Below are 25,001 nucleotides of genomic sequence, written 5' to 3' on the forward strand. Positions count from 1 at the left end.
GAGCCGACCATGTTCACCACCACCGCCCACCCGTCGACCGGTATCCAGGACTGGCTCGTCGAGCGCGTCGCCGACTACACCGATCGAGCCACGCACCAGGTGGATCCGTCGATCCCGCTGGCCGAACTCGGCATGGACTCCGTCTCCGCCGTCTCGCTGTGCGGGGAGATCGAGGACCGCTGGAACCTCGAGATCGATCCGACGCTGGTCTTCGACTACCCGACCATCGCCGCGATCGCGGGCTACCTCGCCGACGAGTTCGCTGACGCGGCATGAGCGACATCGCGATCGTCGGGCTGGATTGCCGCTTTCCGCAGGCGGCTGATCCGGCGGCACTGTGGCAGCTGCTGCTCGACGGTCGCGACGCCATCTCGGCGGTCCCGGCGAATCGCTGGCACGCCGAGGACTTCCACGACCCGGCGGGCGGACCCGGCACCATCAACACCCACAGCGGCGGATTCATCGACGACGCCGACGCCTTCGACCACGAGTTCTTCGGGATCACCCCGCACGAGGCGGAGACGATGGACCCGCAGCAGCGGCTGCTGTTGCAGGCCACCTGGCGCGCCTTCGAGGACGCGACCGTCGATCCCCGGGAACAGGCCGGGTCGCGCACGGGCGTGTACATCGGGGTGATGGCCAACGAATGGGCCAATCTGCAGATGGCGGACTACGCCGCGATCACTCCGCAGCACGGCTCGGGCAACGGCTACTTCATGACCGCCAACCGGCTGTCCTACCAGCTCGACCTGCGCGGCCCGAGCCTGGCGGTCGACACCGCGTGCTCGTCCTCACTGGTCGCGGTTCATCTCGCCTGTGCCGCACTGGCTTCCGGTGACTGCGAGCAGGCCGTCGCCGGTGGTGTGAACCTGGTCCTCACGCCGGCGGTCGGGGTGTTCTACACCCAGGCGGGGCTCTCGGCACCCGACGCGCGCTGTAAACCGTTCAGCGGCAACGCCGACGGGATCGTCCGCGGCGAGGGCGTCGCGGTGCTCGTGCTGCGCCGCCTCGCCGACGCGCAGGCCGCGGGACTGCCGATCTACGCGGTGATCAAGGGCAGCGCGGTGAACTCCGACGGGCGCAGCAACGGCATCAGCGCGCCGAACCGGTGGGCCCAGCAGCACGTGATCGCCGAGGCCTGCCGCCGGGCCGGGATCGAGGCCGGGGCGGTCGACTTCATCGAGGCGCACGGCACCGGGACGGTGCTCGGCGACATGATCGAGGTCAAGGCGCTGGGCGGGCTGCACGGGCGCGATCGCGCGCGGCCCTGCGGAATCGGGTCCATCAAAGGCAATCTCGGCCATACCGAGGGCGCGGCCGGAGTCGCCGGGCTCATCAAGGTCGCGCTGAGCCTGCACCACGGTGTCGTCGCGCCGACCCGGTTCGCCGAGCAGGAGAATCCGCGACTGCAGCTGGAACGGCACGGGTTGCGCCTGCTCGCCGAACCGATGCCGCTGACCGGACCGGCGCTGGCCGGGGTCAGCGGCTTCGGCATCGGTGGCACCAACGCCCACCTCGTGCTGGCCGGTGCGCCGGTCGAGGAGTCCGTGCCCGCGAGCGGCGGCGGTGTGCTCACGGTGTCGGCGGACAACGCGACAGGGCTGGAACGCAACGCGTCTCGGCTGGCGGATGCGCTGGCGGCGGTGCCCGCGGACCGGTTCGCGCAGGTGTGCTGGACGAGCAATCGCGTGAAATCGTCGGGGCGGCACCGGCTCGCGATCGTGGCGGACGATCCGGCCGAAGCGATCGCCCGCCTGCGAGTCGGAGCGGAATCCGGGGTCGCGGGACCGGTGCGGGTCGGCTGGCTGTTCACCGGGCAGGGGTCGCAATTCGCCGGAATGGCCAGGGCCGCCGCGGCGGCGAGCCCGTCGCTGCGGCGGGCACTGGGGACCGTCGACGCCGCGATGGCCGCGCACCTGGGCGTCTCGGTCCGGGAACTGCTGCTCGACGACACCGTCGACATCGATCGCACCGAGCTCGCGCAACCGGCGATCTTCGCCATGGAATACGCACTGGCGCAAGCGCTCGCCGACGCCGGCGTCCGCCCGGCCTGGGTGCTCGGACACAGCATCGGGGAGTTCACGGCCGCCGCGGTAGCGGGGGTGATGAACCTCGAGGACGCCTGTCGGCTCGTCGTCGCGCGCGGCAGGCTGATGCAGCGACTGCCCGAGGGCGGTGCGATGCTCGCGGTCCGGGCGACGCGCGAGCAGGTCGCCGAGCTGCTCGCGGCCGCACCCGCGGTCGCCGTTGGCGCGGTCAACGGGCCCAGCGATCTGGTGCTCTCCGGCGACGCCACCGCGCTGGGCCGGATCCGGGCCGTCCTCGCCGAGCGGGGGATCGTCGCCAAGCCGCTGACCGTGTCGCACGCCTTCCACAGTCCGCTCATGGCACCGATGTGCGCGGAGTTCGCGGCCGTCGCCCGCGACTGCGCCTATCGGGTGCCGACCCTGCCGATCTATTCGACCGTGCGCGGCAGGCTGCTCGCGCCGACCGAGACGATGGATGCCGACTACTGGACCGAACACATCGGCGCCACCGTCCTTTTCGGCGACGCGCTGACGGCGGCGCTCGACACCGATCCCACCCACGTCGTGGAGATCGGCCCGCGCCACATGCTGAGTCCACTGGTCGGCCGGGCGCGGCCCGACCTGCTGCCGCGGTGCCTGGCGCCGAGTCCCGGCCCCGGCGCGACCGGGCGCGAACTCGCCGAGACCGTCGCCGCGCTGTATCGCGACGGCCTCGAACCCGACTGGGACCACCTCTACGAGCCCGCGCAGCGCGTCCGTCGTCGGCTGCCGGTCTACGACTTCTCCACCGAGCACCGCTTCTGGATCGAACCGACCACCCTCACCCCACCTGCCCCGTCGGCGGAGGACACCACCATGGACCAGATGATCGCGCTCTTCCGCGAACAGAACGCGCTGCTCGCGCGGATGGCGCCGGGCGCCACGGCGACCGTCGCGCCGCCGTCGGCGGGGCCCGGCGCGGCCGCGGTCGATCCGAACGCGGTCGCCGACGTCGTGCGGGCCGAGTGCGGGCGGGTCAGCGGATTCGCGGTCGACCGGCTGCGCGACAGCGAAACCCTCACCGGCGAACTCGGATTCGACTCGATGATGCTGTCGGACCTGTTCGGTGGATTGATGCGCAAGCTGCCGGGGCTGCAGGTGGACCCGTCGTGGCCGAGCGCCGCCACCACCGTCGGTGATGTGGTCGGGTACGTCACCGGTCAGGTGGCCGGTGGGCCCGGGCTCACCCCGGTGGTGCCCGAACCGGCGCCGGTGACGGTCGACGCGGAGTACCGGATCGCGGACTTCCCGGAGGTGCGGGCGATCGAGGACCGGATGACCGGGGCGGCGGCGCTGGGCCTGGACAATCCGTATTTCCTGGTCAACGACGGTGTCACCCGCGACACCTCGGTGATCGACGGTGTCCCGGTGCTCAACTTCTCCAGCTACAACTACCTCGGGCTGTCCGGTCATCCGGCGGTGGTCGCGGCCGTCCAGGACGCCGTCGCCCGGTACGGCAGCTCCTGCTCGGCCAGCCGGGTGCTCTCCGGCGAGAAGCCGGTGCACCGGGAACTGGAGGCCGAACTCGCGGGGCTGCTCGGCACCGAGGACGCGATCGCGCTGGTCGGCGGCCACTCCACCAATGTCACCATCATCGGGCACCTGGTCGGGCCCGAGGACCTGGTGATCCACGACAGCCTCGCCCACGACAGCATCCTGCAGGGGTGCGTGCTGTCGGGCGCGACGCGACGGCCGTTCCCGCACAACGACCACGCGGCCCTGGACCGGCTGCTCGGCGAACTGCGGCCCCGCTACCGCCGGGTGCTGATCCTGATCGAGGGCGTCTACAGCCAGGACGGCGACATCCCCGACCTGCCCGCGATCATCGAGATCAAGAAGCGGCACCGGGCGCTGCTGATGATCGACGAGGCGCACAGCATCGGTGTGCTCGGCGCGCACGGCGGCGGCATCGGCGAACACTTCGGCGTCGATCGGAGCGATGTCGAACTGTGGTCCGGGACCATGTCCAAGGCGCTCGCCGGATGCGGGGGATATGTGGCGGGCAGCGCCGAGCTGATCCGCTTCCTCAAGTACACGACACCCGGGTTCGTCTACAGCGTCGGCATGACGCCGATGAACGCCGCCGCCTCGGCCGAGGCGATCCGGCAACTGCGCGCCGACCCCGCCCCGCTGGCGCGGTTGCGGCACAACGCGCGGCTGTTCCTGGAGCTGGCCCGCGCGGCCGGGATCGACACCGGTGACAGCGCCGACACCCCTATCATCCCGTGCATCGTGGGCGATTCCCTCCGGACGCTGCGGCTGTCGAACACGCTGCTGCGCCGGGGGATCAACGTCAATCCGATCATCTACCCGGCGGTCCCCGAGGACCTCGCGCGGCTGCGGTTCTTCGTCACCGCCTGTCATACCGAGGACCAGATCCGCGAGACCGTCGCCGTGCTCACCGAGGAGCTCGCCGCGTCGGCCTAGGTGAAGCGGCAAGGCACTGTTGGCCTCTCGTTCAGCGGGGCGACCGGGACGCGCGGCGGCGGTGAAACGTCGATGAACACCGCCGTGCCGCCCTCGCCGGGCCGTCCGCGCTGCCGCATCGTGAGGACATGCGCGAGATGTCGGCTCCGGCGCGGGTGTTCGTCGCGCTGGCCACCGCCCTGCTGACCCTTCCGGTGCTGTGCTCGGCCGCGGGCTCCGACACCTACTTCGACAGGCCCGTTCCCGCCGTCGACGCGACGGCCGCGTTCGGTGTTCCGCGCCCCGGCGGACCCGTCGCGAAGGTCGTGGTGATCGGGATCGACGGGCTGCTGTTCGACAAGGCCGACGACGTGCAGGCGCCACGCCTGCGTCACCTCGCCGCCCAGGGACTGCTCTCGCGCGGCAGCATCGCCGGGCACATCACCGTCTCCGGGCCGTCGTGGGCGAGCGCGCTGACCGGCGTGTGGGACACCGAGCACGGCATCACCGACAACGGCTTCGACACGGGCCCGTTCCTGGCCCATCCCAGCGTGTTCACCCGGATCGAACGGGCCGACCCCGCTCGGCACACCGTCTCGATCGGCACCTGGGACCAGATCGCCACCATCGCGCGCAGCGGCGACCGGCGCGCCGACCTCGCGCTGACCACCGCCCCCGATCCGCGCGACGTCGACGAGTCGGCCACCGACGCGGGCACCGCCACCGAGGTGGCGCACACGATCGAGCGCACCGGGCCCGATCTGGTCGTCACCCATCTCGACCAGATCGACCTGGCAGGCCATCGGCACGGCGGCGCCTCCCGCGCCTATCTGGCGGCGATCCGGCGGGTCGACGCCCTGATCGGGCAGATCGTCGCCGCCGTCGACCGCCGCGCCGCCGGCCACCCGCGCGAGCGGTGGACCGTCCTGGTGACGACCGATCACGGGCACCGCCCGGCCGGTGGACACGGCGGCCAGACCCCGGACGAGACCGCCAACTTCGTCATCGCGCGCGGCCCCGACTTCGCCGCGGGCACCGCGACCAGCGCGTACACCCTGGTCGACGTCACCCCGACCGTGCTCGACCTGCTCGGCGCCCCGCCGGGCAGGCTCGACGGCCGCAGTGTGCGGACCCCGCGGCCCCCGGTCGACGAACGCTGAACGATCCGCAGGTCGAGGCCGGTTTTCGGGCCGAGTCGCGACCGTCGCACGCCTGTGACCGCAGGGAATCGAACACCAGGTCGGTGTGGGGACTAAAGTTGGTGGTCCGGGCGGTTGCAGCACTCGGCCGACAGGTCCGAATGCAGCGTGAGAGGCGGTGGCATGACTCGACAACTCGGCGAGGCGAAGGTTGGGCAGGAGTCCACCGGCGCCCCGCGGAACGACGGTGCCCCGGCGACCCCCGAACCGGCCAAACAGTCACCGACCGCCTCCGTGCCCAGCTCGGCCTCACGGCGGGTGCGGGCCAGGCTCGCGCGCCGGATGACCGGCCAGCGCGGCATCGCGGCGGTCAAGCCGGTGCTGGAACCGCTGGCCACCGTCCACCGGGAGCTGTACCCGAAGGCCAACCTCGCGCTGCTGCAGCGCGCCTTCGACGTCGCCGACGAGCGGCATGCCAAGCAGTTCCGCAAGTCCGGTGATCCCTACATCACCCACCCGCTGGCGGTCGCCAACATCCTCGCCGAACTCGGCATGGACACCACGACGCTGGTCGCGGCGCTGCTGCACGACACCGTCGAGGACACCGGCTACTCGCTCGAGCAGCTCAAGGAGGAATTCGGGCAGGAGGTCGCCCACCTCGTCGACGGCGTCACCAAGCTCGACAAGGTCAACCTCGGCGCGGCGGCCGAGGCCGAGACCATCCGCAAGATGATCATCGCCATGGCCCGCGACCCTCGCGTGCTGGTGATCAAGGTCGCCGACCGGCTGCACAACATGCGCACCATGCGCTTCCTGCCGCCGGAGAAGCAGGCCAAGAAGGCCAAGGAGACCCTCGAGGTGATCGCGCCGCTGGCGCACCGCCTCGGCATGGCCACCGTCAAATGGGAGCTCGAGGACCTCGCCTTCGCGATCCTGCACCCCAAGAAGTACGACGAGATCGTGCGCCTGGTCGCCGACCGCGCGCCCTCGCGCGACACCTACCTGCAGAAGGTGCGCGCCGAGATCATCAACACCCTGGCCGCGTCGCGGATCAACGCCGTCGTGGAAGGCCGCCCCAAGCACTACTGGTCGATCTATCAGAAGATGATCGTCAAGGGAAAGGACTTCGACGACATCCACGACCTGGTCGGCATGCGCATCCTGTGCGACGAGGTCCGTGACTGCTACGCCGCGGTCGGCGTGGTGCACTCACTGTGGCAGCCCATGGCGGGCCGGTTCAAGGACTACATCGCCCAGCCGCGCTACGGCGTCTACCAGTCGCTGCACACCACCGTCGTCGGCCCCGACGGCAAGCCGCTGGAAGTGCAGATCCGCACCCACGACATGCACCGCACGGCCGAGTTCGGCATTGCCGCGCACTGGCGCTACAAGGAGACCAAGGGCAAGCACTCCGGTGACGCCGCCGAGGTCGACGACATGGCGTGGATGCGCCAGCTGCTGGACTGGCAGCGAGAGGCCGCCGACCCCGCCGAGTTCCTCGAATCCCTGCGCTTCGACCTGAAGTCGCCGGAGATCTTCGTGTTCACCCCCAAGGGCGATGTGATCACGCTGCCGCAGAAGTCGACCCCGGTCGACTTCGCCTACGCCGTGCACACCGAGGTCGGGCACAAGTGCATCGGCGCCAGGGTCAACGGACGCCTCGTCGCGCTGGAACGCCAGCTCGAGAACGGTGAGGTCGTGGAGGTGTTCACCTCCAAGGCGCAGAACGCGGGCCCGAGCCGGGACTGGCAGAACTTCGTCGTCTCGCCACGCGCGAAGGCCAAGATTCGCCAATGGTTTGCCAAGGAACGTCGCGAGGAAGCCCTCGACAGCGGCAAGGAACAGATCTCCAAGGAGGTCCGCCGGGTCGGGCTGCCGCTGCAGCGGCTGATGAGCGTGGACGCGATGACCGCGGTCGCGCACGAACTGCACTACTCCGACATCTCCGCGCTCTACACCGCCGTCGGCGAGCACCAGGTCTCGGCGCACCACGTCGTGCAGCGGCTGATGGCCCAGCTCGGCGGCATCGGTGACGTCGAGAACGAGCTGGCCGAACGGTCGACGCCGTCGACGACGCCCAGCCGTCAGCGGGTCACCGGAGACGCCGGCGTGCTCATCCCCGGCGCGCCGGGCACGGTGGCCAAGCTGGCCAAGTGCTGCACGCCGGTGCCGGGCGACGAGATCATGGGCTTCGTGACCCGCGGTGGCGCGGTGAGCGTGCACCGGACCGACTGCACCAATGCCGGATCGTTGCAGGAACAGTCGGAGCGCATCATCGAGGTCGAGTGGGCGCCGTCGCCGTCGTCGGTGTTCCTCGTCGCCATCCAGATCGAGGCGCTCGATCGCACCCGGCTGCTCTCCGACGTCACCAAGGTGCTGGCCGACGAGAAGGTCAACATCCTGTCCGCCTCGGTGGCCACGCACGGCGACCGCGTCGCGATCAGCAAGTTCACCTTCGAGATGGGCGACCCGAAGCACCTGGGTCATCTGCTCAATGTCGTGCGCAATGTCGAAGGCGTCTACGACGTCTACCGGGTGACCTCCGCGGCCTGACCCGAACCCCGGCCCGGGCACTCTCGTTCGCGAGGGTGCCCGGGCCGCTGTCTGCGGGAACACAGCTGGTAGATCGCCAGAAGATTGCTGGGACAACGGGGTTTGCCGGAGGCAGTGAAAGGGCCATTTTGGGCAGGGGTTCGGGGTCCCGGAATCTGTTACGGTTTACTGCGTTTCAACGCTCCACTGGTCAGCCGAAACGGACTGTGATGCGGATCGATATGGCTCGGTGCACGACACGACTCACGGGGACGATCATCGCGTTCACCGTCGCTTCGGTGACGGTATCGGCAGGCGCGGCCACCGCGGACGAGGCCGCGCCCGGTGCTCCGTCCACCCAGGTGTCGATCTCGGCGTGTCCGGCACTGTACGCCTTGGGGATTCAGGGCACAGGAGAATCGTCACCGGACGCCGCCCCGAGTACCGACACCGGCATGCTGTCGACGGTCTTCCGGCCGATGTTCGCCAAGGCTGCTGAGCCGGGGCTGGTCGATCGCGCGTACGTCCCGTACGAGGCCGGATTCGGCGGCGCGGTACCGGGTGGGGCGGTGCCCTACACGCAATCGGTCGACGGTGGACTGGAGCGGCTGCGATCGATGGCCGCCCAGGTCGTGCAGCGCTGCCCGGACTCGCGCATCGCGGTGGTCGGGTATTCGCAAGGCGCCCACGTGGCCTCGTTGTTCGCCCAGGAAGTGGGCGCGGGCACCGGGAAGATATCCGCCGACAAGGTCGCCGCGGTCGCGTTGTTCGCCGACCCGACCCGCGGCGCGAACGCCCCGGTGTTTCCCGGCGCGCCCGACCGCACGACACCGATCGCGGCACCCGGTACCTCCGGGGAATCCCTCGACGCCGTGGCCGCGGTACGCCAGGCCCCCGCGCCCGGCGGTGGGCTCGGCGCGAGCGACACCCAGCCCGCCGATTTCGGTAAGCTCACCGGGCGTGTCGCGAGCTTCTGCGCGACAGGTGATCTCGCCTGCGACGCGCCGCAGGGCGCCCCACTGCTGCGGGCGGTGGCCAATCTGGTCAGCCAGGTGAAACTGTCCGGTGGCGACCCGATCGGCTCGCTGGTCTCGATCGCGCAGGCGCTGGCCTTCACCTCCATCAAGACGGCCTCGACGGTGGTCGACGAGGATATTTCCGGCAGCACGCTCGCGGATGTCTCGCTCTCGCCGAAGAAGACGATCTCCCAGCGCATCGCCGACGCCTCCGACCCGCGCGGTCAGCTCGACGTGAACGCCGCCTACCAGGCGCTGCTGAAGGTCGGGATGATCGGGCTCAACGCCGTCGTCACCGTGGTGAAGACCGTGCTCAATCCGGCGAGCATCGCCGAATTGGCCACCGCGACACTGTCCAATCCGCTGGCCGGGCTCACCCTGCTCGGCACCAAGCTCGTCGGCGCGGTGCCCCAGCTCGTGCCCCCGACCACCGGGATCCGGCTGGTCAACGAGGCTTATACGGCCGTCCAGCAGAACATCACCGACAACGCCGAGCTGCTCGACGTGACCACCTGGGTGCGCTACTGGGACACCACCCAGCGCCACGACGCGTACTCGCGCATGGGCGTCGGCGCGCAGGGCGCGACCCCGACCCAGTACGTCGCGGACTGGTTCGCCGCCGTCGCGCGGGACGCGGCGAGCGCCTCGGGACAGGGTGCGGTCCCGGTCGGCGGATCGGACAAACGCAGTGCCGGAATCTTCACCAGCCCGACCGGCGCGTCTACGACACCCACACCTTCCGGTGGGGGACAATTTCCGTTCGGGACAGGAGCCGATGGCGCCTCATCCGGCGGCGCGACGACTCCGCCTGCCGCGTTACCCGGAACCACCGCTCCCACCACCCGTCCGTTCTCTGTGAACTGATCACCGAGAGGTCTGCAATGCGAATCCTTGTGCCCGGCGCCGCGGAAAGGGGGGAATGTTGAAGTCGTACAACGAACTGTCGCGCTGGTACTCGGCGCTCGAACCGGAGACCGAGGCAGCCGACCCTGCGCGCCAGGACACCGCCGACCCGGCGGCGGGCGAGGACGACGGTCCCGCCCGATATTCGCAGCGCCCCGAGCGCGCCCCGTCCGCCGCACCGGCAGCCGAGCCCACCGGGCCCGTGCCGGCCACCACGGCGGCGGACGCGCCGAACCGGACGCCCGGGGACGAACACCGCGACGCCTACTACGGTGTCGCCGGCGACTACGACCGCCCGGTCCATCCGGCGCCGCCGTACCCGGTCGACGTCGCACCGGAGCCCGCGCCCGCACCGCCCGCCGAACTGGCCGCGCGGCGCAGCGAATTCACCGGTGGCTGGTCGGACTGGGTCGCCGAACCCGCACCGGGCCCCGACGACGAGTACGACGCGGAACTGGTCCAGTTCCCCTGGACCGACGCCGCCGACGACGAGTACGACGAGGCGCGCGTACTCGAGCCCTCCGGCGCGCTGCGCGCCCGCAACCGCAATCGCACCTGGATCGTGCTCGCCGTCTCGGTGCTGGTGCTCGTCCTCGCCGCCACCGGTGTGTTCTTCCTGCTGTTCGGCCGCGGGGGCGACACCGCCAAGCACGCCGCGCCGCCGCTGCACTTCACGGCGGGCAACCTGACCGCCGAGGCGCCGGGTCCGTGCCCGACCGAACGCACCGGCGCCGTGGTGCGCAGTGCCGAGGCCGGGGGCACCGACTCCGGCCCCGACGCCGTGCTGGCCTTCCAATACGCCTACTACGTCAACCGATCGGGGGAGCAGGCCCGCGCGGTCGTGACCCCGGACGCCGATGTCTCGCCGGCCGCCGTGATCCAGCGCGGCATCGACTCCATCCCGGTGGGGACCACCCACTGTGTGCGGATCACCACCGTCGCCGCCGACCGGTACACGGTGGAGGTCACCGAGTTCCGGCCCGCGGGCGCACCGGCCACCTACACCAAGCAGTCGGTGCGCACAGCGCTGGTCGGCGATCGCACGCTCATCACGGGCATCGCGGCAGGGTAAGGAGCAGAGGCGATGACAGACGACTGGAGCCGATGGCTCGACGACGCCCCCGAGGGGGAGCCGTCGGGTGACGCGGCGCGTGACCCGGCTCCGGTGGTGCGGTTGCGGCGCAAGACCGGCGAACGTTCCGAGGGCGCTCGCAGACCGATCCTTGTCGTGGGCGGCTGCGGCGGCGCGGGCACCACCACGACCACGCTCGGCCTGGCCGCCGAACTGGTCACCGAGGGCGCGGCCACGGTGGCGGTCGACGCAACCGCCGCGGGCAGCGATCTCGCCTTGCGCGGCGCCGACAAGCACCTGCACCCGGTGAATCTGCAGTCGTGGGTGTACGGCCGCGGCGACGACGAACCCGCCCCGATCGAGGACTGCCTGTCCCGCTCCACCTCCGGCTTCGGGCTGCTCTGGCGCGACGCGACGCCGCTGCGCCGGCGCGCGACATATCTCACTGTCGCCAGGGCTTTGACCACCGGCGGGTACACCGCGGTCTACGACGGCGGCAGCCCGATTGCCGGTCGGCAACTGCGCCCGCTGCTCGACGACGCCGATATCGCACTGGTCCTGACCATTCCGGCCCGCGTCGACGCGGCCAACCGCCTGCGGGTGACGCTGGAATGGCTCGACGACCACTACGGCGACGACGGCGCCGGAGTCGTGGCGGACACGACCATCGTTGTCTCCCACCAGTATTCGCACGACGACTCGCGCGTAGCCGAGCATTTGCGCGAGCATCTGTCCGGCTGGGTGCGCGAGGTCGTCGAGATTCCGTACGACCCGCATCTGGCCCGCGGTGAGCTGGTTCGGCACAGCGAGCTGGCCGAGCCGACGCGTGCGGCATATGGGCGGTTGCTCGCCGGGGTGGCATCATGACGGCCGCTATGAATCTTCGTCGTCGTCGTGAACCGACGCCCGCCGGCGTCGGCGTCGTCGCACCGCCCGAATCGCTGCGCGCGCCGATCTGGGAGCGTCCGGTACCCGGGGTCGGCCGCGCGCCACTGGTGTGGCTGCTCGGCGTCCACGGTGGCTCCGGTGCCACCACGCTCGCGCATGTGCTCGCGCCCGCCGCCGATGCCCGGGGCAAGTGGCCCGGTGTGTTCGAGCGCGAATCCCCCTACGTCGTCCTCGTCGCGCGTGAGACCATCTCCGGCCTCACCCGCGCGCACGACCTGCTGCGCCAGCACCACGCGTTGCTGGCCGGTCCGGCGCTGGTGCTCGGCCTGATCACGGTCGCGGCCCGCCCCGGCCGGGTGCCGCCGGAGATCCGGCGCTACCGCGACGTGGTCGGCTCGCTGGCCGGGCACGTCTGGCAGGTGCCGTGGATCGAGGAATGGACGCTCGTCGAGTCCGAGGCGCTGCCGGTGTGGTCGCCCGGGGACGAGATCGCGCCCAGGAAACGCCGGGCCGATCCGCTCGACGAGGTACCGGCCGAGATCGGTGAGCTCGGGACCGATCTGATCGCCGCGATCCGGGCGAGCATCGACGATCCCACACCGGGGGAGCGTCGATCATGATCGCCGGGCAAGCCGGCCGCCGGTGGTGTACAAACGTGTGTCGGCGTCGAAGTGTTTGTGGCACAACACCTTTACAGTGGGAGAAAGGCACCCGATGAGCATGATCCTCCTCGCCGTGCAGGACACGTACGGCACCGTCCTGGCCCAGGTGGGTAATCCGACACCGGAAGCTCCTCCCGGCTCGGAGAAGATCCTGCAGCTGGTGCGGTATCTCACCTGGTTCGTGCTGCTGTCGGGCATCTGCGGTATCACCTACGCCGGCGGCAAGTTCGCCTGGGAGCGCTGGACCGGCGGCGGCCTCGAGTCGCCGAAGATGGTGGCGGGCGCCATGATCGGCGGTGTCGTCGCGACCAGCGCGGGCACCATCATGAACGCGGTCATCGGTACGTGATCACCGTGTTCGCCTACAAGCAGATCCCGGCCGACGTGCTGGCGCCGATGATGCAGCTGCTCAACTGGCTGCTCTGGTTCGTCCTGCTCTCGTGCCTGGCCTGGATGATCCTGTCGGCAGGTCGGCTGTGGATCGCGTTCCGCTCCGACCTGGCCGTCAACGACGCCTCGCACGGTGTCCTGATGAGCCTGCTCGGTGCCGCGGTCGCCAGTACCGCCTCCGCGATCGCGCTGGCGTTCCTGCCGGCGTGAGGGGGAGCACCATGACACGGCCGGTCGCGGTCGGTATCGCGCTGCTGACCGCGGCGGTGGGCTGCGGCCGCGGCGGTGATACCGGCCCCGATCTGTCCGCCGCCCCGACCGGGGTGCGCTGGCAGGACTACCAGGGCATCGCCCTGCCCTTGTCCGATCAGGGGCCGAGCTCGGTGACCCAGGGCGCCGCCACGGGTTTCGAGCATTCCCCGCGCGGCGCCGGGCTGGCGGCGCTGACGCACACCATCCGGTTGTCGGTGGCGCCCGACAACCAGTGGGCCACCGTGGTGAATCAGGAACTGGTGCCGGGTCCGGCCCGCGACGAGTGGGCGATCAACCGGGTGCAGTTGTCGATCACCGGACCCGCCGCGCCGGAGTACGCGCCGAGATTGTTGGGCTACAAAATTACCGAATACCGTGACGAACAGTCCCGAGTCGATGTCTACACCGAATATTCGGACAGCTCACGTGCCGTGAACCACACCACGGTCGGCTGGTACGGCGGAGACTGGCGGCTGCAATTGCCCGACCCGCAGTCCACCGACCGACCCGTCGACGCGATCGACGAACTACCCACCGACATCGTGACATTGGAGGCACCGAAGTGAGCGTGAAGGAGCCGGGCGCGCGCGACCGCGCTTCTTTCGGCATGATCGCCTCGGGTGCGCTGCTCGCCCTGATCCTGGTCGTCGGCGCGGTCGTGTACTTCACCAGCAGTGGCGGGACCGAGGACGACGTCGCACCGCCGCCTGCGCAGGCCGCGGGCGGAACGGGTTTCGCCGATCCCGAGGTCGATCTGTTCGGCAGGCGGGTCGACGTTCCGAACAATCCGGCAGGCCAGCCGCTCGAGCAGGACCCCTCGACGCAACGCTCGCCGGTGGATTCGGACTGGCTGACCGCCGCGCCCGAGGGCACGACGAAACCGCACGGCTGGCAACGGGTCTACGGCGCGTCGGTGCCGTTCTCCACCTCTGACGGTCCGGCCCGGATCGAGGACGGTCTGGCCGTCGGCTACGCGCGCACCCCGCAGGGCGCCGCGCTGGCCGCCGCGCAGATCACCTACCGGCTCAACGCCAGGCCGGCCGACCGTTCGCTGTACGTGACACAGGTGCGGGTCAGCACCGCGCAGCTGGCCGCCTACGACTCGGCGCTGTCGAGCGACCGGCTGCCGAAACAGCAGCCGGAGAAGGTGACCCGCTATTTCGTGGCGTCGGACGCGTTCAAGATCGACGACTACGCCGACGACATGGCGATCGTTCGGCTCGCCTCGCGCGGGCCGGTGATCGACGGGAAACAGTTGTATGCCGCCATGCGGATGATCGTGGTGTGGGACGCGGGCGACTGGCGGCTCAAGCCGTCGTCGACGACCAACACCCAGACGGAATACGTGGAATCGCTGGCGGGGTGGACGAAATGGTGAGCATCGGTGTACAGCACAGCCCGGATCGATTCCCTGCGGACCATCGAGGGGTGCCAACAATGCTGAGGCGAATACTCACAATCTTCGCGGTGATCTTCACCGTGATGATCGCGACGCCGACCGTGGCCTACGGCCAGACCTACGGCTTCGACCAGGCCTGTAACGAACTGCACGACACGCTCGACGGTGTCGCCATCCCCGGGATCTCCCTGGGTGACGCGGCCTCGGCGGTGTGCAAGGCGGGCAACGCCGCCTCGCATCCGGGCGACGCGGCGACCGCGGTCAAGGACAAGGCCTGGGACTCCACCTTCGGCAAGGTGGTCGACTCGCTGATGAAGGGTCTCGGTGAGGCGCTGATCCTGGCGCTGACCTTCTGGATGAAGGTGCCCAACGAGGCGGTGAGCGACTCCGGCGCGCTGTTCACCAAGATCAACGACTACACCTATCAGATACAGATGCTCTTGCTGATCGCGTCGGTGATCATCACCGGCGGCCGATTGGCCGAGGCCAGACGCGGGGCGGCCGTGAGCGAGGCCGCCGAGTCGTTCCGGTTGTTCGCCCGGGTCGTGTTCAGCTCGTGGATGCTCGGCGCGGTGATCGTCGCGGGCACCCGGGCCTCGGACAAGTTCTCGGAGTGGATCATTCAGGACGCCACCGGAGGCAATGCCAAGAACATGGCCGAGCTGATGGTGAAGACGTCGAAGTTGCAGGCGTTCTCGCCAGGTCTGGTGCTGATCATCGCGATCGTCGGCCTGCTCGGCGCGCTCGCCCAGATCGTGCTGGCCATCGTGCGGCAGGGTCTGCTGGTGGTCGCCGCCGGCGTGCTGCCGCTGGCCGCGGCTGCGTCGGCGACCGGGACCGGCAAGCAGTCGTATCAGAAGCTGGTCGGCTGGATCATCGCGTTCATGCTGTTCAAGCCGGTGGCGGCGATCGTGTACATGATCGCGTTCACCACCGCGGGACATGTCGACGAGACCACGACCTCGGGCGGTTTGCCGGAAGGTGAACAGGCCCAGCGGATGCTGGTCGCGCTGGTGCTGCTGTGCAGCGTCGCGTTCGTGCTGCCCGCGCTGATGCGCCTGGTGGCGCCCGCCGTCGCCACGGTCGGCACCGGTGGTTCCGGTCTGATGGTGGCCGGTGGTACCGCGGTGGGCGCGATGGCGCTCGGCGCGATCGGCACCAAGGCGGTCGCCACCCGGCCCGCCGCGGCCCCCGGCTCGGCGGGCTACTTCGGCAGCGCGGGCTCGGGTCCGCGGCCCGGCGGGGCGGGCCCCGGCGGCGGGGCCCCGCGCGGCCCCGCGCCGACACCGCCACCACGCGGCGGCGGTGGCGCGGCCGCGGCGACGCCCAGTTCGGGCTCGGTGCCCTCGGGTGCGGCCCGCAACGTCGTCGCCGCACGCGCGGCGGCGGGCAGCGCCTCGCGCGCCGACCAGGCGGCCGGCGACCTCGCCGGTGACCGCTGGGCGAATCGTTCACCCGACCTCGGCAGGAGCACGATTCCGCGATGAGCACCCTCTCGACCGACACCTACGAGCGGCGCTCGTACGGGCTGTGGCAGAAGCCGCGCAGCGCGGGCCTTTTCGGCTTGCGCTGGGAAGAGACCGTGATCGGTTTCGTCGTGGTGATCACCGCCTTGATCAGTGCCATGGTCGGTGGATTCAAATGGGGTTTCGTCGTCGGCGGCCTCGGCGCGCTGGTGATGGTGCCCCTGGTGTGGCGGACGGGGGGCCGTTCGGGCTACGAGACGGGATTGATGATGTTCAACTGGATGCGCTCGCGCAAGAACGGCGAGCACGTGTATCGCGGCGGCCGGTTCTCCCGGATCCCCGGCGGCGTCACCAAGCTGCCGGGGCTGCTCGCGCCGTCGAAGCTCTACGAGGGCATCGACGCCGGCGGCTACCACTTCGGGATGATCCACCTGCCCGCGTTCGCGCAGTACACCGTGGTGCTGCGGGCTTGGCCGCAGGGTCACGAGGCGGTCGACCAGCCGGTGATCGACCGCTGGGTCGCGGCGTGGGGCACCTTCCTCGCCTCGGTCGGCCAGACCAGCGACATCGTCGCGGTGGTGCCGGTGATCGACACCGTGCCCGAGACCGGTAACCGGTTGCTCAACGAGGTCTCCACGATCACCCGCCCGGAGGCGCCGGAGCTGGCCCAGCAGGTGATGTACGAGCTGGCCACCGAATTGCCGCAGGAGCGGGTGCAATTGCTGCCGCGCGTGGCGATCACCTTCAAGGCCACCACCGCCGAGCGGCGCAAGAACCCGGCCGAGGAAGCGGTGGAGATCGGGCGCAGGCTGCCCGGCATCTGCGCGGCGCTGGCCGAGGCCGGCGTGCGGGCGCAGCCGATGTCGGCCGAGGAGGTCATCTCCTTCATCCGCCGCAGCTACGACCCGGCCGCCCAGGCCGATCTCGAGGTCGCCGCCGCCGATCCGGGCGGACACGGCCTCGGCTGGGACGACGCCGGTCCGGTCTCGCACGACGAGAAATGGGATCACCTGATCCACGACGGTGGCCGCTCGGTCACCTGGGAGATGGACGCGGCGCCCGAGGGCGCGGTCGACGAGCGGGTGCTGCAGCGGCTGCTCGCGCCGAATCCCGAAGTGCCGCGCAAGCGCATCGCGATCGTCTACCGGCCGCACTCGGCCGCCGACGCCGCCGAGATCGTCGACGACGACTTCAAGAACGCGCTCGTGGCGCAGCAGAGCGAACGCGGTGTCGTCTCGGCCGCCGCGACACTGCGGGTCGGTGCGACCCAGCAGGCTCGTGAGGAACAGGCCCGCGGGCACGGTGTGACCCGCTTCGGCGCGCTGGTGACGATCACCGAGCCGCTGCGCGGTGATCTGCCGCGCATCGAGGCCATCACCCGCGACCTCTCGACGCAGGCCCGGCTCAAGATCCGGCGTTGCTACCGCTATCAGGCCGCGGCGTTCGCGGCTTCCCTCGGTTGTGGCGTCATCCTGCCCGAGCACGCGACCATTCCGAAGGCATTGGCGGGGTGAGGCGATCATGGGACGCGACTTCGACGACATCGCGCTACGGCCCGTCCACCGGCCGCCCCGGATCCGCGGGGAGCGCGAACCACGACCGGTCGGGAGCGCGTCGCGCGTGAGCGACGAGGTGCTCGGCCTGGAGGAGCGCACCGAACGCGCCGAACGAGAGTCGGCGCGCGGTAGCTCCGTGCCCGACGAGCACACCGAGCGCGAGCGCCGCCCGCGCGAGGGCAGGCCGCGTTCCGGGGAACCGGGTGGCCGCTCGCGCGCGGACGAGCCGCGTCGTCCGGCGGCCGAGCGCGCGCCGCACGACGAGGACCACCGCAGACCGCGCTCCGGTGAGAACCGCAGGCCGCGTGAGGACGACGGGCGCGGCAGGCGCGAGGAGCCGCGCGCCGGCCGTGGTGAGCGGTCCGCGGCGGGGGAGCGCAGGCCGCGGGGTCAGCGCCCCGAGGTCGATCGCGCCGCCAAGGCCCGGATCGACCGCGGCCTGCGCGCCGAGGACCACGGCCCGCGCCTGGACCACGAGCGCGCGATGGATCCGCGCCGCAAGCCACGTCCGGCCGAGCCGGGCCCCTTCGCCAAGGCACCGCGCCCGGTGCGAGGCGATCGGCCCGACGACGCCGCCGACCGGGCGATGGGCGCGGGCCGTTCGGCGAAGTCGCGCAACCGGCCCGACCGGCGCGGCCAGTCCGGCCCCTCGCTGCTCGACGACGCCACCCGCGCCCGCTACGAGATGATCGCCCGCGAGCAGTCGGGACTGCGCGCGGCCTGGGCGACCTTCCGCATCCACACCGACGACCTGCGCCGCAACAACGCGCAGGCGCGCAACGAGGCCGTCGTCAGCGACGGATTCGACCGCACCACCGCGGAATTGACCGATCGCGGCTATTCCGGTCCCGGCGGCGGCAAGATGAACGTGGTCGGCCGCCCGGTCGAGTACCGGGCCACCACCGCGCAGGTCGCCGGTCTGTGGCCGTGGTCGGTGGGCGCGGGCGCGCCGCTGATCGGCACCCCGCTCGGCTCGCATCTGCACACCGGCGCCCCGGTCTGCTTCGACCCGATGAACTGGTTCATGCGCGGCAGCTTCATCACCGCGCCGAGCCTGTTCGTGCTCGGCCTCAACGGTTTCGGCAAGTCCTCGCTGGTGCGCCGGATCGTGCTGGGCGGCATCGCTCAGGGCATCACCCCGCTGATCCTGGCCGACGTGAAGCCCGACTACCGCAAGATGGTCGAACTCGTCGGCGGCCAGGTGATCGACCTCGGCTACGGCCACGGCAAGCTGAACCCGCTGGCGGCGGGCGTGCTCGGCTCGGTGGTGCCCCGCCTCGAGGAGTTCCCCGCGCTGCAACGCCAAGTGCTGCAGGACCTGCGGGCCCGCCAGGTGACGCTCATCGCGGGCCTGGTGGAGCTCGTCCGCGGCGCGCGGGTGGCCGATTTCGAGGAGACGCTGATCGCGACCGCGCTGCGCATCCTCTACCAGCCGGGCAGCGGCTACGCCCCCGACAAGCCGCCGATCATGGAGAACCTGCTCGAGGTGATCGTCGGCGGCGGTGCCGAACTCATGCTCGACGCGGGCGCCGACAACGAGGACGAGTACCAGAACGCGATCAAGAACCTGCGGCGCTCGCTGCGCGCGCTCACCCAGGGTCCGTTCGGCGCCATCTTCAACGGCCAGACCACGGTGCCGATCGACACCGGCGCCGTCGCGGTGTGCATCGACGTATCGCACATCCCCACCGGCGACAAGAAGCTCAAGGCCGCGGTCATGCTGGCCTGCTGGGCCGACGGCTTCGCCTCGGTCGAGGCCGCGCACGTGCTGGCCGACGCGAAACTCGGTCCGCAGCGCTACTTCCAGGTCGTGATGGACGAGCTGTGGCAGGTGCTCGGCCTCGGCGACTTCATGGTCGACCGGGTCGACGAACTGACCCGCCTGCAGCGTGGCCTGGCCACCGCGCTGATCATGATCAGCCACACCATCAAGGACCTGCAGGCGCTCGGTTCCGACGCCGCCATCGCCAAGGCGATCGGCTTCCTGGAACGCGCCCGCGCCAAGATCTTCGGTGCCCTGCCCGCCGAGGAGATCAGCAGGCTCGATTCGACGGTGCCGTTCACCGCCGCCGAACAGGAGATGGTCACCGGTTGGTCGGCGCCCCAGGCGCTCACCGGCGAGGCGCTCAAACCCGGCCAGCAACGGCCGTCGCCGCCCGGTACCGGCAAGTTCCTGCTCAAGATCGGTGAGGATCGCCGTCCCGGTATCCCCTTCCACATGGAGTTCACGGTGTCGGAGAAGGAAAGCGGTATCCACGACACGAACCAGCGTTTCAGCGAGTTCGGCGACAACCCACGCGGCGCACCTGACCCGTCGGCGGACGGGGGTGCGCAATGATGCCGCACCGGTCCTACCGCCGGGTCTCGCCCGAGGTGCGCGATGCCGCGGTCGCGCAGGTCGTCGCGCTGACCGACAAGCTGCGCAGCGAGTCCGAGGCGTGCCGGGTCGTCGCCGAACAGATCGGCGTGCACGCCAATTCGGTGCGCAACTGGGTGCGCGCGGCCGAGGGCCCGAGCCTGGAGCGGATGGACGCCACCGCGCTGCGCCGCAAGGTGGCGCTGCTGCAGCAGCAACTCGCCGCCGCGGCCGAGATGAACCGCACGCTCGCCGACACGCTCAACGAAACCCGGCGCCGCACGTGATCACCGCCGCGGCGGACCCGGATCCCGGCGCCCGGCGCGGAACGCCAGGCGGCGGCCGGTGAACGCCCGCACGATGCTGATGACGGCGCTGGGCTCGGTCATCGGGCTGATCGCGCTCGTGCTGGTCATCGTGCTGCCCTCCTCAGACGAGACCTGCGAGACCACCGGCGTGCTGAGCGGTTCGGCGGCCCCGACGCTGCCGCCGCTGGGTGGCGAGTCGGTCGGTGATTCGCGCGCCGCCGCGTCCGTCACGCCCAGCACGACGGCGAACCCGGCGGTCACCGGCACGCCGTCGCTGGCCGCGGGCGTCGGTCCGCTGCGCCGCACGCTGCCGCTCGAGACCGGCACCTTCACCATCTCCGACGTGTTCGGTTCGCGCGGTGGCGGTCACAAGGGCATCGACATGGCCGCCGCCGACGGCACCACCATCTACTCGGTGTCCGACGGCCGGGTCGTGGCCGCCGGTCCCGCGTCGGGTTTCGGCAACTGGATCGTCGTCGATTCCGTCGACACCAACGGGCGCGCCTTCTCGGCCGTCTACGGCCACATGTGGGACCGCGGCGTGAAGGTGCGCACCGGCGAGACCGTGACCGCGGGACAGCCGATCGGGATGGTCGGCTCGGCGGGCGAATCCAGCGGCCCACACCTGCATTTCGAGATCGTGCCCGGCGGCCGCTTCACCGGTGGCCGCCAGATCGACCCGATGCCCTGGCTCGACGGCGCGCCGACCCCGGATGTCGGTGGCGCGCGGGCCTTCTCGACCGACGCCGACTGTGTGCGCGGCTTCGGCAGCGCGGGCGGCGCGCTCGCCGACGGGAAGGTGCCCGCGGAGCTGGAGATCTGGTACCGCAGGGCGGGCACGGTGTGCCCGGAGATCTCGTCGTCGCTGCTGGCCGCGCAGGCCAAGCAGGAGTCGGGCTTCCGGCGCGGGCTGACCTCGCCCGCCGGCGCGCAGGGTCTGGCCCAGTTCCTGCCCGGCACCGCGGTGAGCATCAATCCCGACGACGGCAAACCCTATGTCATCGACGCCGACGGCAACGGCACGGCCAGCGTGTGGGACGACGGTGACGCGATCATCGGCCAGGCCCGCTACATGTGCGCGATCGCCCACAAGATCGCGGGCTGGATGGCCGCGGGCAGGGTCTCCGGCGACCTGCCCGCGCTGACCCTGGCCGGATACAACGCCGGTGAGGGCGCGGTGCTGGCCTCGGGCGGGATGCCCAATCAGGTGGCGGCGCACTACTCCGAGACCCAGCCGTATGTCACCAACATCTTGTCGATGGAGCCGCAGTATCGCGCGCCGGGCGCGCAGGGCCGGTTCACGCCGGAACAGGGCGCCGGTGGCGCGCAGATCGTCGAGGCCGCTCACGACTGGCTCGGCACCCCGTATGTGTGGGGTGGGGGCGGCGTCCAGGGCCCGAGCAGCGGCGGCTTCGACGCGCCGGGCCTGACCGCCGCCGCGGTGTTCGCGGCGTCCTCGGGCGCGATCATCCTGCCGCGCACCGCCGAGCAACAGTGGGAATCCGGTCGGGAGGTACCGATCTCCAAGATGGCGGTCGGCGATCTGGTGTTCAGCGGGTTCGGGCCGAAGGGCCCGTCGAAGGTGGGGATCTACGCGGGCAACGGTCAGATGATCCAGGCGGTGCCACCGTCGAGCAGCGGTGGCGGCGGTGGCGTCACCGAGGTGGCCGTGCCGGGCGACGCGCGGGCGAGGAGGGTGTTGTGACCACACGTTCCCCGATTCCGGGGATAACCTGGTGGGAGAGAACACGAATCCGCACAATTCCGGCGGTGATGCTCGTGGCGGTCCTGCTCCCGATCGCCGCTTGCGGCGGCGATCCCGATTCCGCGCGCCCGGACTCGGCCACCTCGACCACCCGGCTGCTCGACGCCGCGGCCACGGTCGACCCGACGACGGCCGACGGCGTCGCGGTCGTGGCCCTGCGCGAGATCTACACCTGGAACCCGGCCACCGAACAACCGGGCGAGTCGCTGCAACGCGCGCGAAAATGGCTGGGGCCCAGCATGATACGTATGCTGGACGGTTCGACGGGGTCCACCGACACGCCGAAACCGTCGCTGCAGTGGGCGGACTGGGCCAAGGCGAAGGCACACGTCGAGGCCTTCGCCTTCGCGTCCGGCGAGAAGGCGCCGGCGAGCGCGGATCCCGCGGTAGCGCAGTACAAGATCGGCATCGAGCAGACGGTCGTCTACCCGAACGGGCGGTCCGAGGCCCTCCCGCCGGGCACGGTCATCGCGACCGTGGTGCAGACGCCGCAAGGCTGGCGCCTCGACGCGTTCCGCTGAGCACCCACCACCATCCGACAAGGTCCACAAGGAGGCACACGTGGCGAAGAAGAAGGTGACGGATCCGGCCGCGGTCGGACCCGACACGACGCTGATCCTGATCGTGTTCGGCTTTGCGACGCTGATCACCCTCGCCGTCGCGCTGCACCTGGGCAACGCGCTGTCGGTGGTGCCGCAGAACATTCCGGCCAACCCGATCGCGGTGGTCGCCGATCTGGCGCGCGGCAAACTGCACTGGCCCCGGGCGTCGACGGTGATCGTGCTGCTGGTGATCGCGGCGGTCATCGCCTACGTGGTGGTCCGCAAGCAGCTGAAGAAGCGCGCGGTCAAGGGCAGGCTGTCGATCGACGACAAGGCCGATCACATGGGCACTGGCAGCGCCATCGCCTCGATCACCGAGGCCGGGGTGCGCCAGAAGGCCCTCGATCTCGGGGTGCGGCTGGGCACCAACGACGCGCCGGGCGTGCCGATCGGCGTCGCCGTCGCCGACGGTTCCCCGCTCTACGGCTCCTACGAGGATCTGCACCTCGACATCTGGGGCCCGCGTCAGGGCAAGTCCACCTCGCGCGTGATCCCGGCGATCCTGTCGGCCATCGGTCCCGTGCTGACCACCTCGAACAAGCGCGACGTGGTCGACGCGACCCGAAATGTGCGCGAGGCCAAGGGCAGCGCGACCTTCGTGTTCGACCCGCAGGGCGTGGCGGGCGAACGCCCGGTGTGGTTCTGGGATCCGCTGGCCTGGGTCGATCACCGCAAGGAGGGCTGCGAGATGCGGGCGGCCCGCCTGGCGGGCCACTTCGCCGACGCCGAGAGCGGCGGCGCCGACAACACCGACAGCTTCTTCGATCCCGAGGCCGAGGACCTGCTGGCCGGGCTGTTCCTGGCCGCCGCGATCGCGGGCAAGCCGATCACCCAGGTGTGGGAATGGGTGACCAACCCGCAGAACAGTGAGCCGATCGAGCACCTGCGTGGCGCCGGGCACGACTTCACCGCCTCCGGTCTGGCCATGCAGTACAACGCCGAACAGCGCACCAAGAGCGGCATCTTCGGCACCGCCAAGAAGATGGTGCGCTGCCTGCAGATGTCGAATGTGCACCCGTGGATCACCCGCGGCAGCGGTGACCGGCTGCAGTTCGACGAACTCGAGTTCATCGAGCGCAACGGCACGCTCTACTGCTTGTCGCTGGAGGGCCGTGGCTCGGCGGCGCCGCTGGTCAGCGCGCTGACCGAGGCCGTCATCGATGTGGCCATGCGCAAGGCCTCGCTGTCGTCCGGTGGGCGGCTGCCGATTCCGCTGCTCGCGGTGCTCGACGAGGCGGCCAACGTGGTGCGCTGGAAGGATCTGCCCAAGCAGTACAGCCACTTCGGCTCGCGCGGCATCGTGGTGATGACGGTGCTGCAGTCCTGGGCGCAGGGTGCGCGCTGCTGGGGCGACGCGGGCATGAGCGCGCTGTGGTCGGCGGCCAACATCAAGGTGCTCGGCAGCGGTGTCGACGACATGGCGTTCCTGCGCGACCGGTCCGAGGCGATCGGCGAGTACGACTCGATCTCGCAGTCGATGTCGCAGTCGGGCAGCAGCAAGAGCTACTCGCGCTCGCTCAGCTCCTCGGTGACCTTCACCGCGCAGGGCCTGGCGACGCTGCCGCGCGGTCGCGCGGTGGTGTTCACCTCGGGGCAGCCCGCCGTGCTGGTCCGGACCGTGCCCTGGTGGGAAGGGGAGTACGCCGCGGCGGTCAAACAGTCGATCGAGTACAACGATCCGACCCGCAAGACCCGCATCGACGATCTGATCGGAACGCCGGTGCTGTCGAATTCCACTCCGCCGGAGCAGTACGGCGATGTCGAGGAGGTCAAGCCGCTGTGAACCAGCCGATGCCCGGATCCAACGACCTCACCAACGGCTATCCCAATGTCGTGGAGTTCGTCAACGGCTACCTGAGCAAGGTGTACCGCAGGCAGGTCACCGATATCAGTGACACCGTGTGGTGCCCCGAATGGTGGCGCCACACCGAGGCGGTCATCCGCCTCGACGCGCTGTGGCAGGCCTGGGAGCACTATCGGCTCGAGGGCGGGCCGGGAATCAGCGTGTGGTTCCTCGACCACGCCGACCAGCACATGGCCAAGTTGTTCGATCCCCGTGGGCCGTTCAAGTACTGCAGCGTGCGCAACGGGCACAAGAGCATGCTGGATCCGCTGCCGTTGCGCGACCAGGAGGGCGCGGATCAGGAGATGTTCTCCGATCCGGAGGTCACCGAGCCGTGGCTCAAGACCAAGCCGACGCTGTAGCCGCGCGGTGATCGTCGC

At 70.5% G+C, this 25,001-nt stretch carries 20 protein-coding genes; all 20 read left to right on the forward strand.

From position 1 onward, the window contains the following. Positions 1-9: 9 nt before the first annotated feature. The 20 genes from ACIO52_RS13325 (at position 10) to ACIO52_RS13420 (ending at position 24,983) form a co-directional block, all read left to right on the forward strand. Positions 10-276 carry an acyl carrier protein gene (locus ACIO52_RS13325; RefSeq protein ID WP_218716417.1) on the forward strand — a complete coding sequence of 89 codons (267 nt, stop codon included), beginning with the start codon at positions 10-12 and terminating at the stop codon, positions 274-276. After that, positions 273-4,493, forward strand: a complete 4,221-nt coding sequence (locus ACIO52_RS13330; RefSeq protein ID WP_402643877.1) for a type I polyketide synthase — start codon at positions 273-275, stop codon at positions 4,491-4,493. Before ACIO52_RS13325 ends, ACIO52_RS13330 begins: the two co-directional genes overlap by 4 nt. A gap of 128 nt (positions 4,494-4,621) precedes the next feature. Beyond that, a complete protein-coding gene (locus ACIO52_RS13335) occupies positions 4,622-5,632 on the forward strand; it encodes an alkaline phosphatase family protein (protein ID WP_402643880.1) in 1,011 nt (336 codons plus the stop codon). A gap of 162 nt (positions 5,633-5,794) precedes the next feature. Then, positions 5,795-8,164 (forward strand): bifunctional (p)ppGpp synthetase/guanosine-3',5'-bis(diphosphate) 3'-pyrophosphohydrolase, encoded by a 2,370-nt coding sequence (locus ACIO52_RS13340; RefSeq protein ID WP_218716420.1) that lies wholly within the window; start codon positions 5,795-5,797, stop codon positions 8,162-8,164. 278 nt (positions 8,165-8,442) lie between these two features. Beyond that, on the forward strand, positions 8,443-10,023 hold the full coding sequence (locus tag ACIO52_RS13345; RefSeq protein WP_402643884.1) for a cutinase family protein: 1,581 nt from the start codon (positions 8,443-8,445) through the stop codon (positions 10,021-10,023). Between the two features lie 55 nt (positions 10,024-10,078). Next, positions 10,079-11,134 (forward strand): hypothetical protein, encoded by a 1,056-nt coding sequence (locus ACIO52_RS13350; RefSeq protein ID WP_255586869.1) that lies wholly within the window; start codon positions 10,079-10,081, stop codon positions 11,132-11,134. A gap of 12 nt (positions 11,135-11,146) precedes the next feature. Then, on the forward strand, positions 11,147-12,001 hold the full coding sequence (locus ACIO52_RS13355; RefSeq protein ID WP_218716421.1) for a hypothetical protein: 855 nt from the start codon (positions 11,147-11,149) through the stop codon (positions 11,999-12,001). Next, positions 11,998-12,642, forward strand: coding sequence for a hypothetical protein (locus tag ACIO52_RS13360; RefSeq protein ID WP_218716422.1), 645 nt, complete (start codon positions 11,998-12,000; stop codon positions 12,640-12,642). The genes ACIO52_RS13355 and ACIO52_RS13360 overlap by 4 nt, the downstream gene beginning before the upstream one ends. A 94-nt stretch (positions 12,643-12,736) precedes the next feature. Further along, entirely contained in the window at positions 12,737-13,033 is a 297-nt protein-coding gene (locus ACIO52_RS13365; RefSeq protein ID WP_022566424.1) for a hypothetical protein, read from the forward strand. Further along, positions 13,030-13,284 carry a hypothetical protein gene (locus tag ACIO52_RS13370; protein WP_218716423.1) on the forward strand — a complete coding sequence of 85 codons (255 nt, stop codon included), beginning with the start codon at positions 13,030-13,032 and terminating at the stop codon, positions 13,282-13,284. The genes ACIO52_RS13365 and ACIO52_RS13370 overlap by 4 nt, the downstream gene beginning before the upstream one ends. An 11-nt stretch (positions 13,285-13,295) precedes the next feature. Beyond that, positions 13,296-13,892 carry a hypothetical protein gene (locus ACIO52_RS13375; protein ID WP_218716424.1) on the forward strand — a complete coding sequence of 199 codons (597 nt, stop codon included), beginning with the start codon at positions 13,296-13,298 and terminating at the stop codon, positions 13,890-13,892. Next, the gene (locus ACIO52_RS13380; protein WP_402643890.1) at positions 13,889-14,704 is read left to right on the forward strand and encodes a hypothetical protein; all 816 of its coding nucleotides are present in this window, start codon (positions 13,889-13,891) and stop codon (positions 14,702-14,704) included. The genes ACIO52_RS13375 and ACIO52_RS13380 overlap by 4 nt, the downstream gene beginning before the upstream one ends. An 89-nt stretch (positions 14,705-14,793) precedes the next feature. Continuing rightward, the gene (locus ACIO52_RS13385; protein WP_402643892.1) at positions 14,794-16,212 is read left to right on the forward strand and encodes a hypothetical protein; all 1,419 of its coding nucleotides are present in this window, start codon (positions 14,794-14,796) and stop codon (positions 16,210-16,212) included. Next, the gene (locus ACIO52_RS13390; RefSeq protein ID WP_218722218.1) at positions 16,209-17,705 is read left to right on the forward strand and encodes an SCO6880 family protein; all 1,497 of its coding nucleotides are present in this window, start codon (positions 16,209-16,211) and stop codon (positions 17,703-17,705) included. Before ACIO52_RS13385 ends, ACIO52_RS13390 begins: the two co-directional genes overlap by 4 nt. Positions 17,706-17,712: 7 nt before the next feature. Beyond that, a complete protein-coding gene (locus ACIO52_RS13395; protein WP_402643896.1) occupies positions 17,713-20,085 on the forward strand; it encodes a hypothetical protein in 2,373 nt (790 codons plus the stop codon). Then, positions 20,085-20,390 (forward strand): transposase, encoded by a 306-nt coding sequence (locus tag ACIO52_RS13400; protein ID WP_255587337.1) that lies wholly within the window; start codon positions 20,085-20,087, stop codon positions 20,388-20,390. Before ACIO52_RS13395 ends, ACIO52_RS13400 begins: the two co-directional genes overlap by 1 nt. Positions 20,391-20,448: 58 nt before the next feature. Continuing rightward, positions 20,449-22,116: a peptidoglycan DD-metalloendopeptidase family protein gene (locus tag ACIO52_RS13405; RefSeq protein ID WP_218717192.1), complete on the forward strand. Its 1,668-nt coding sequence runs from the start codon at positions 20,449-20,451 to the stop codon at positions 22,114-22,116. A 68-nt stretch (positions 22,117-22,184) separates the two neighbouring features. Then, entirely contained in the window at positions 22,185-22,697 is a 513-nt protein-coding gene (locus tag ACIO52_RS13410; protein ID WP_402644431.1) for a hypothetical protein, read from the forward strand. Positions 22,698-22,737: 40 nt separating this feature from the next. After that, a complete protein-coding gene (locus tag ACIO52_RS13415) occupies positions 22,738-24,561 on the forward strand; it encodes a type IV secretory system conjugative DNA transfer family protein (protein ID WP_218717191.1) in 1,824 nt (607 codons plus the stop codon). Continuing rightward, positions 24,558-24,983, forward strand: a complete 426-nt coding sequence (locus ACIO52_RS13420; protein WP_316575346.1) for a DUF4913 domain-containing protein — start codon at positions 24,558-24,560, stop codon at positions 24,981-24,983. Before ACIO52_RS13415 ends, ACIO52_RS13420 begins: the two co-directional genes overlap by 4 nt. Positions 24,984-25,001 lie beyond the last annotated feature (18 nt).

Source organism: Nocardia sp. NPDC087230 (assembly GCF_044744725.1).
Lineage (GTDB): Bacteria > Actinomycetota > Actinomycetes > Mycobacteriales > Mycobacteriaceae > Nocardia > Nocardia canadensis.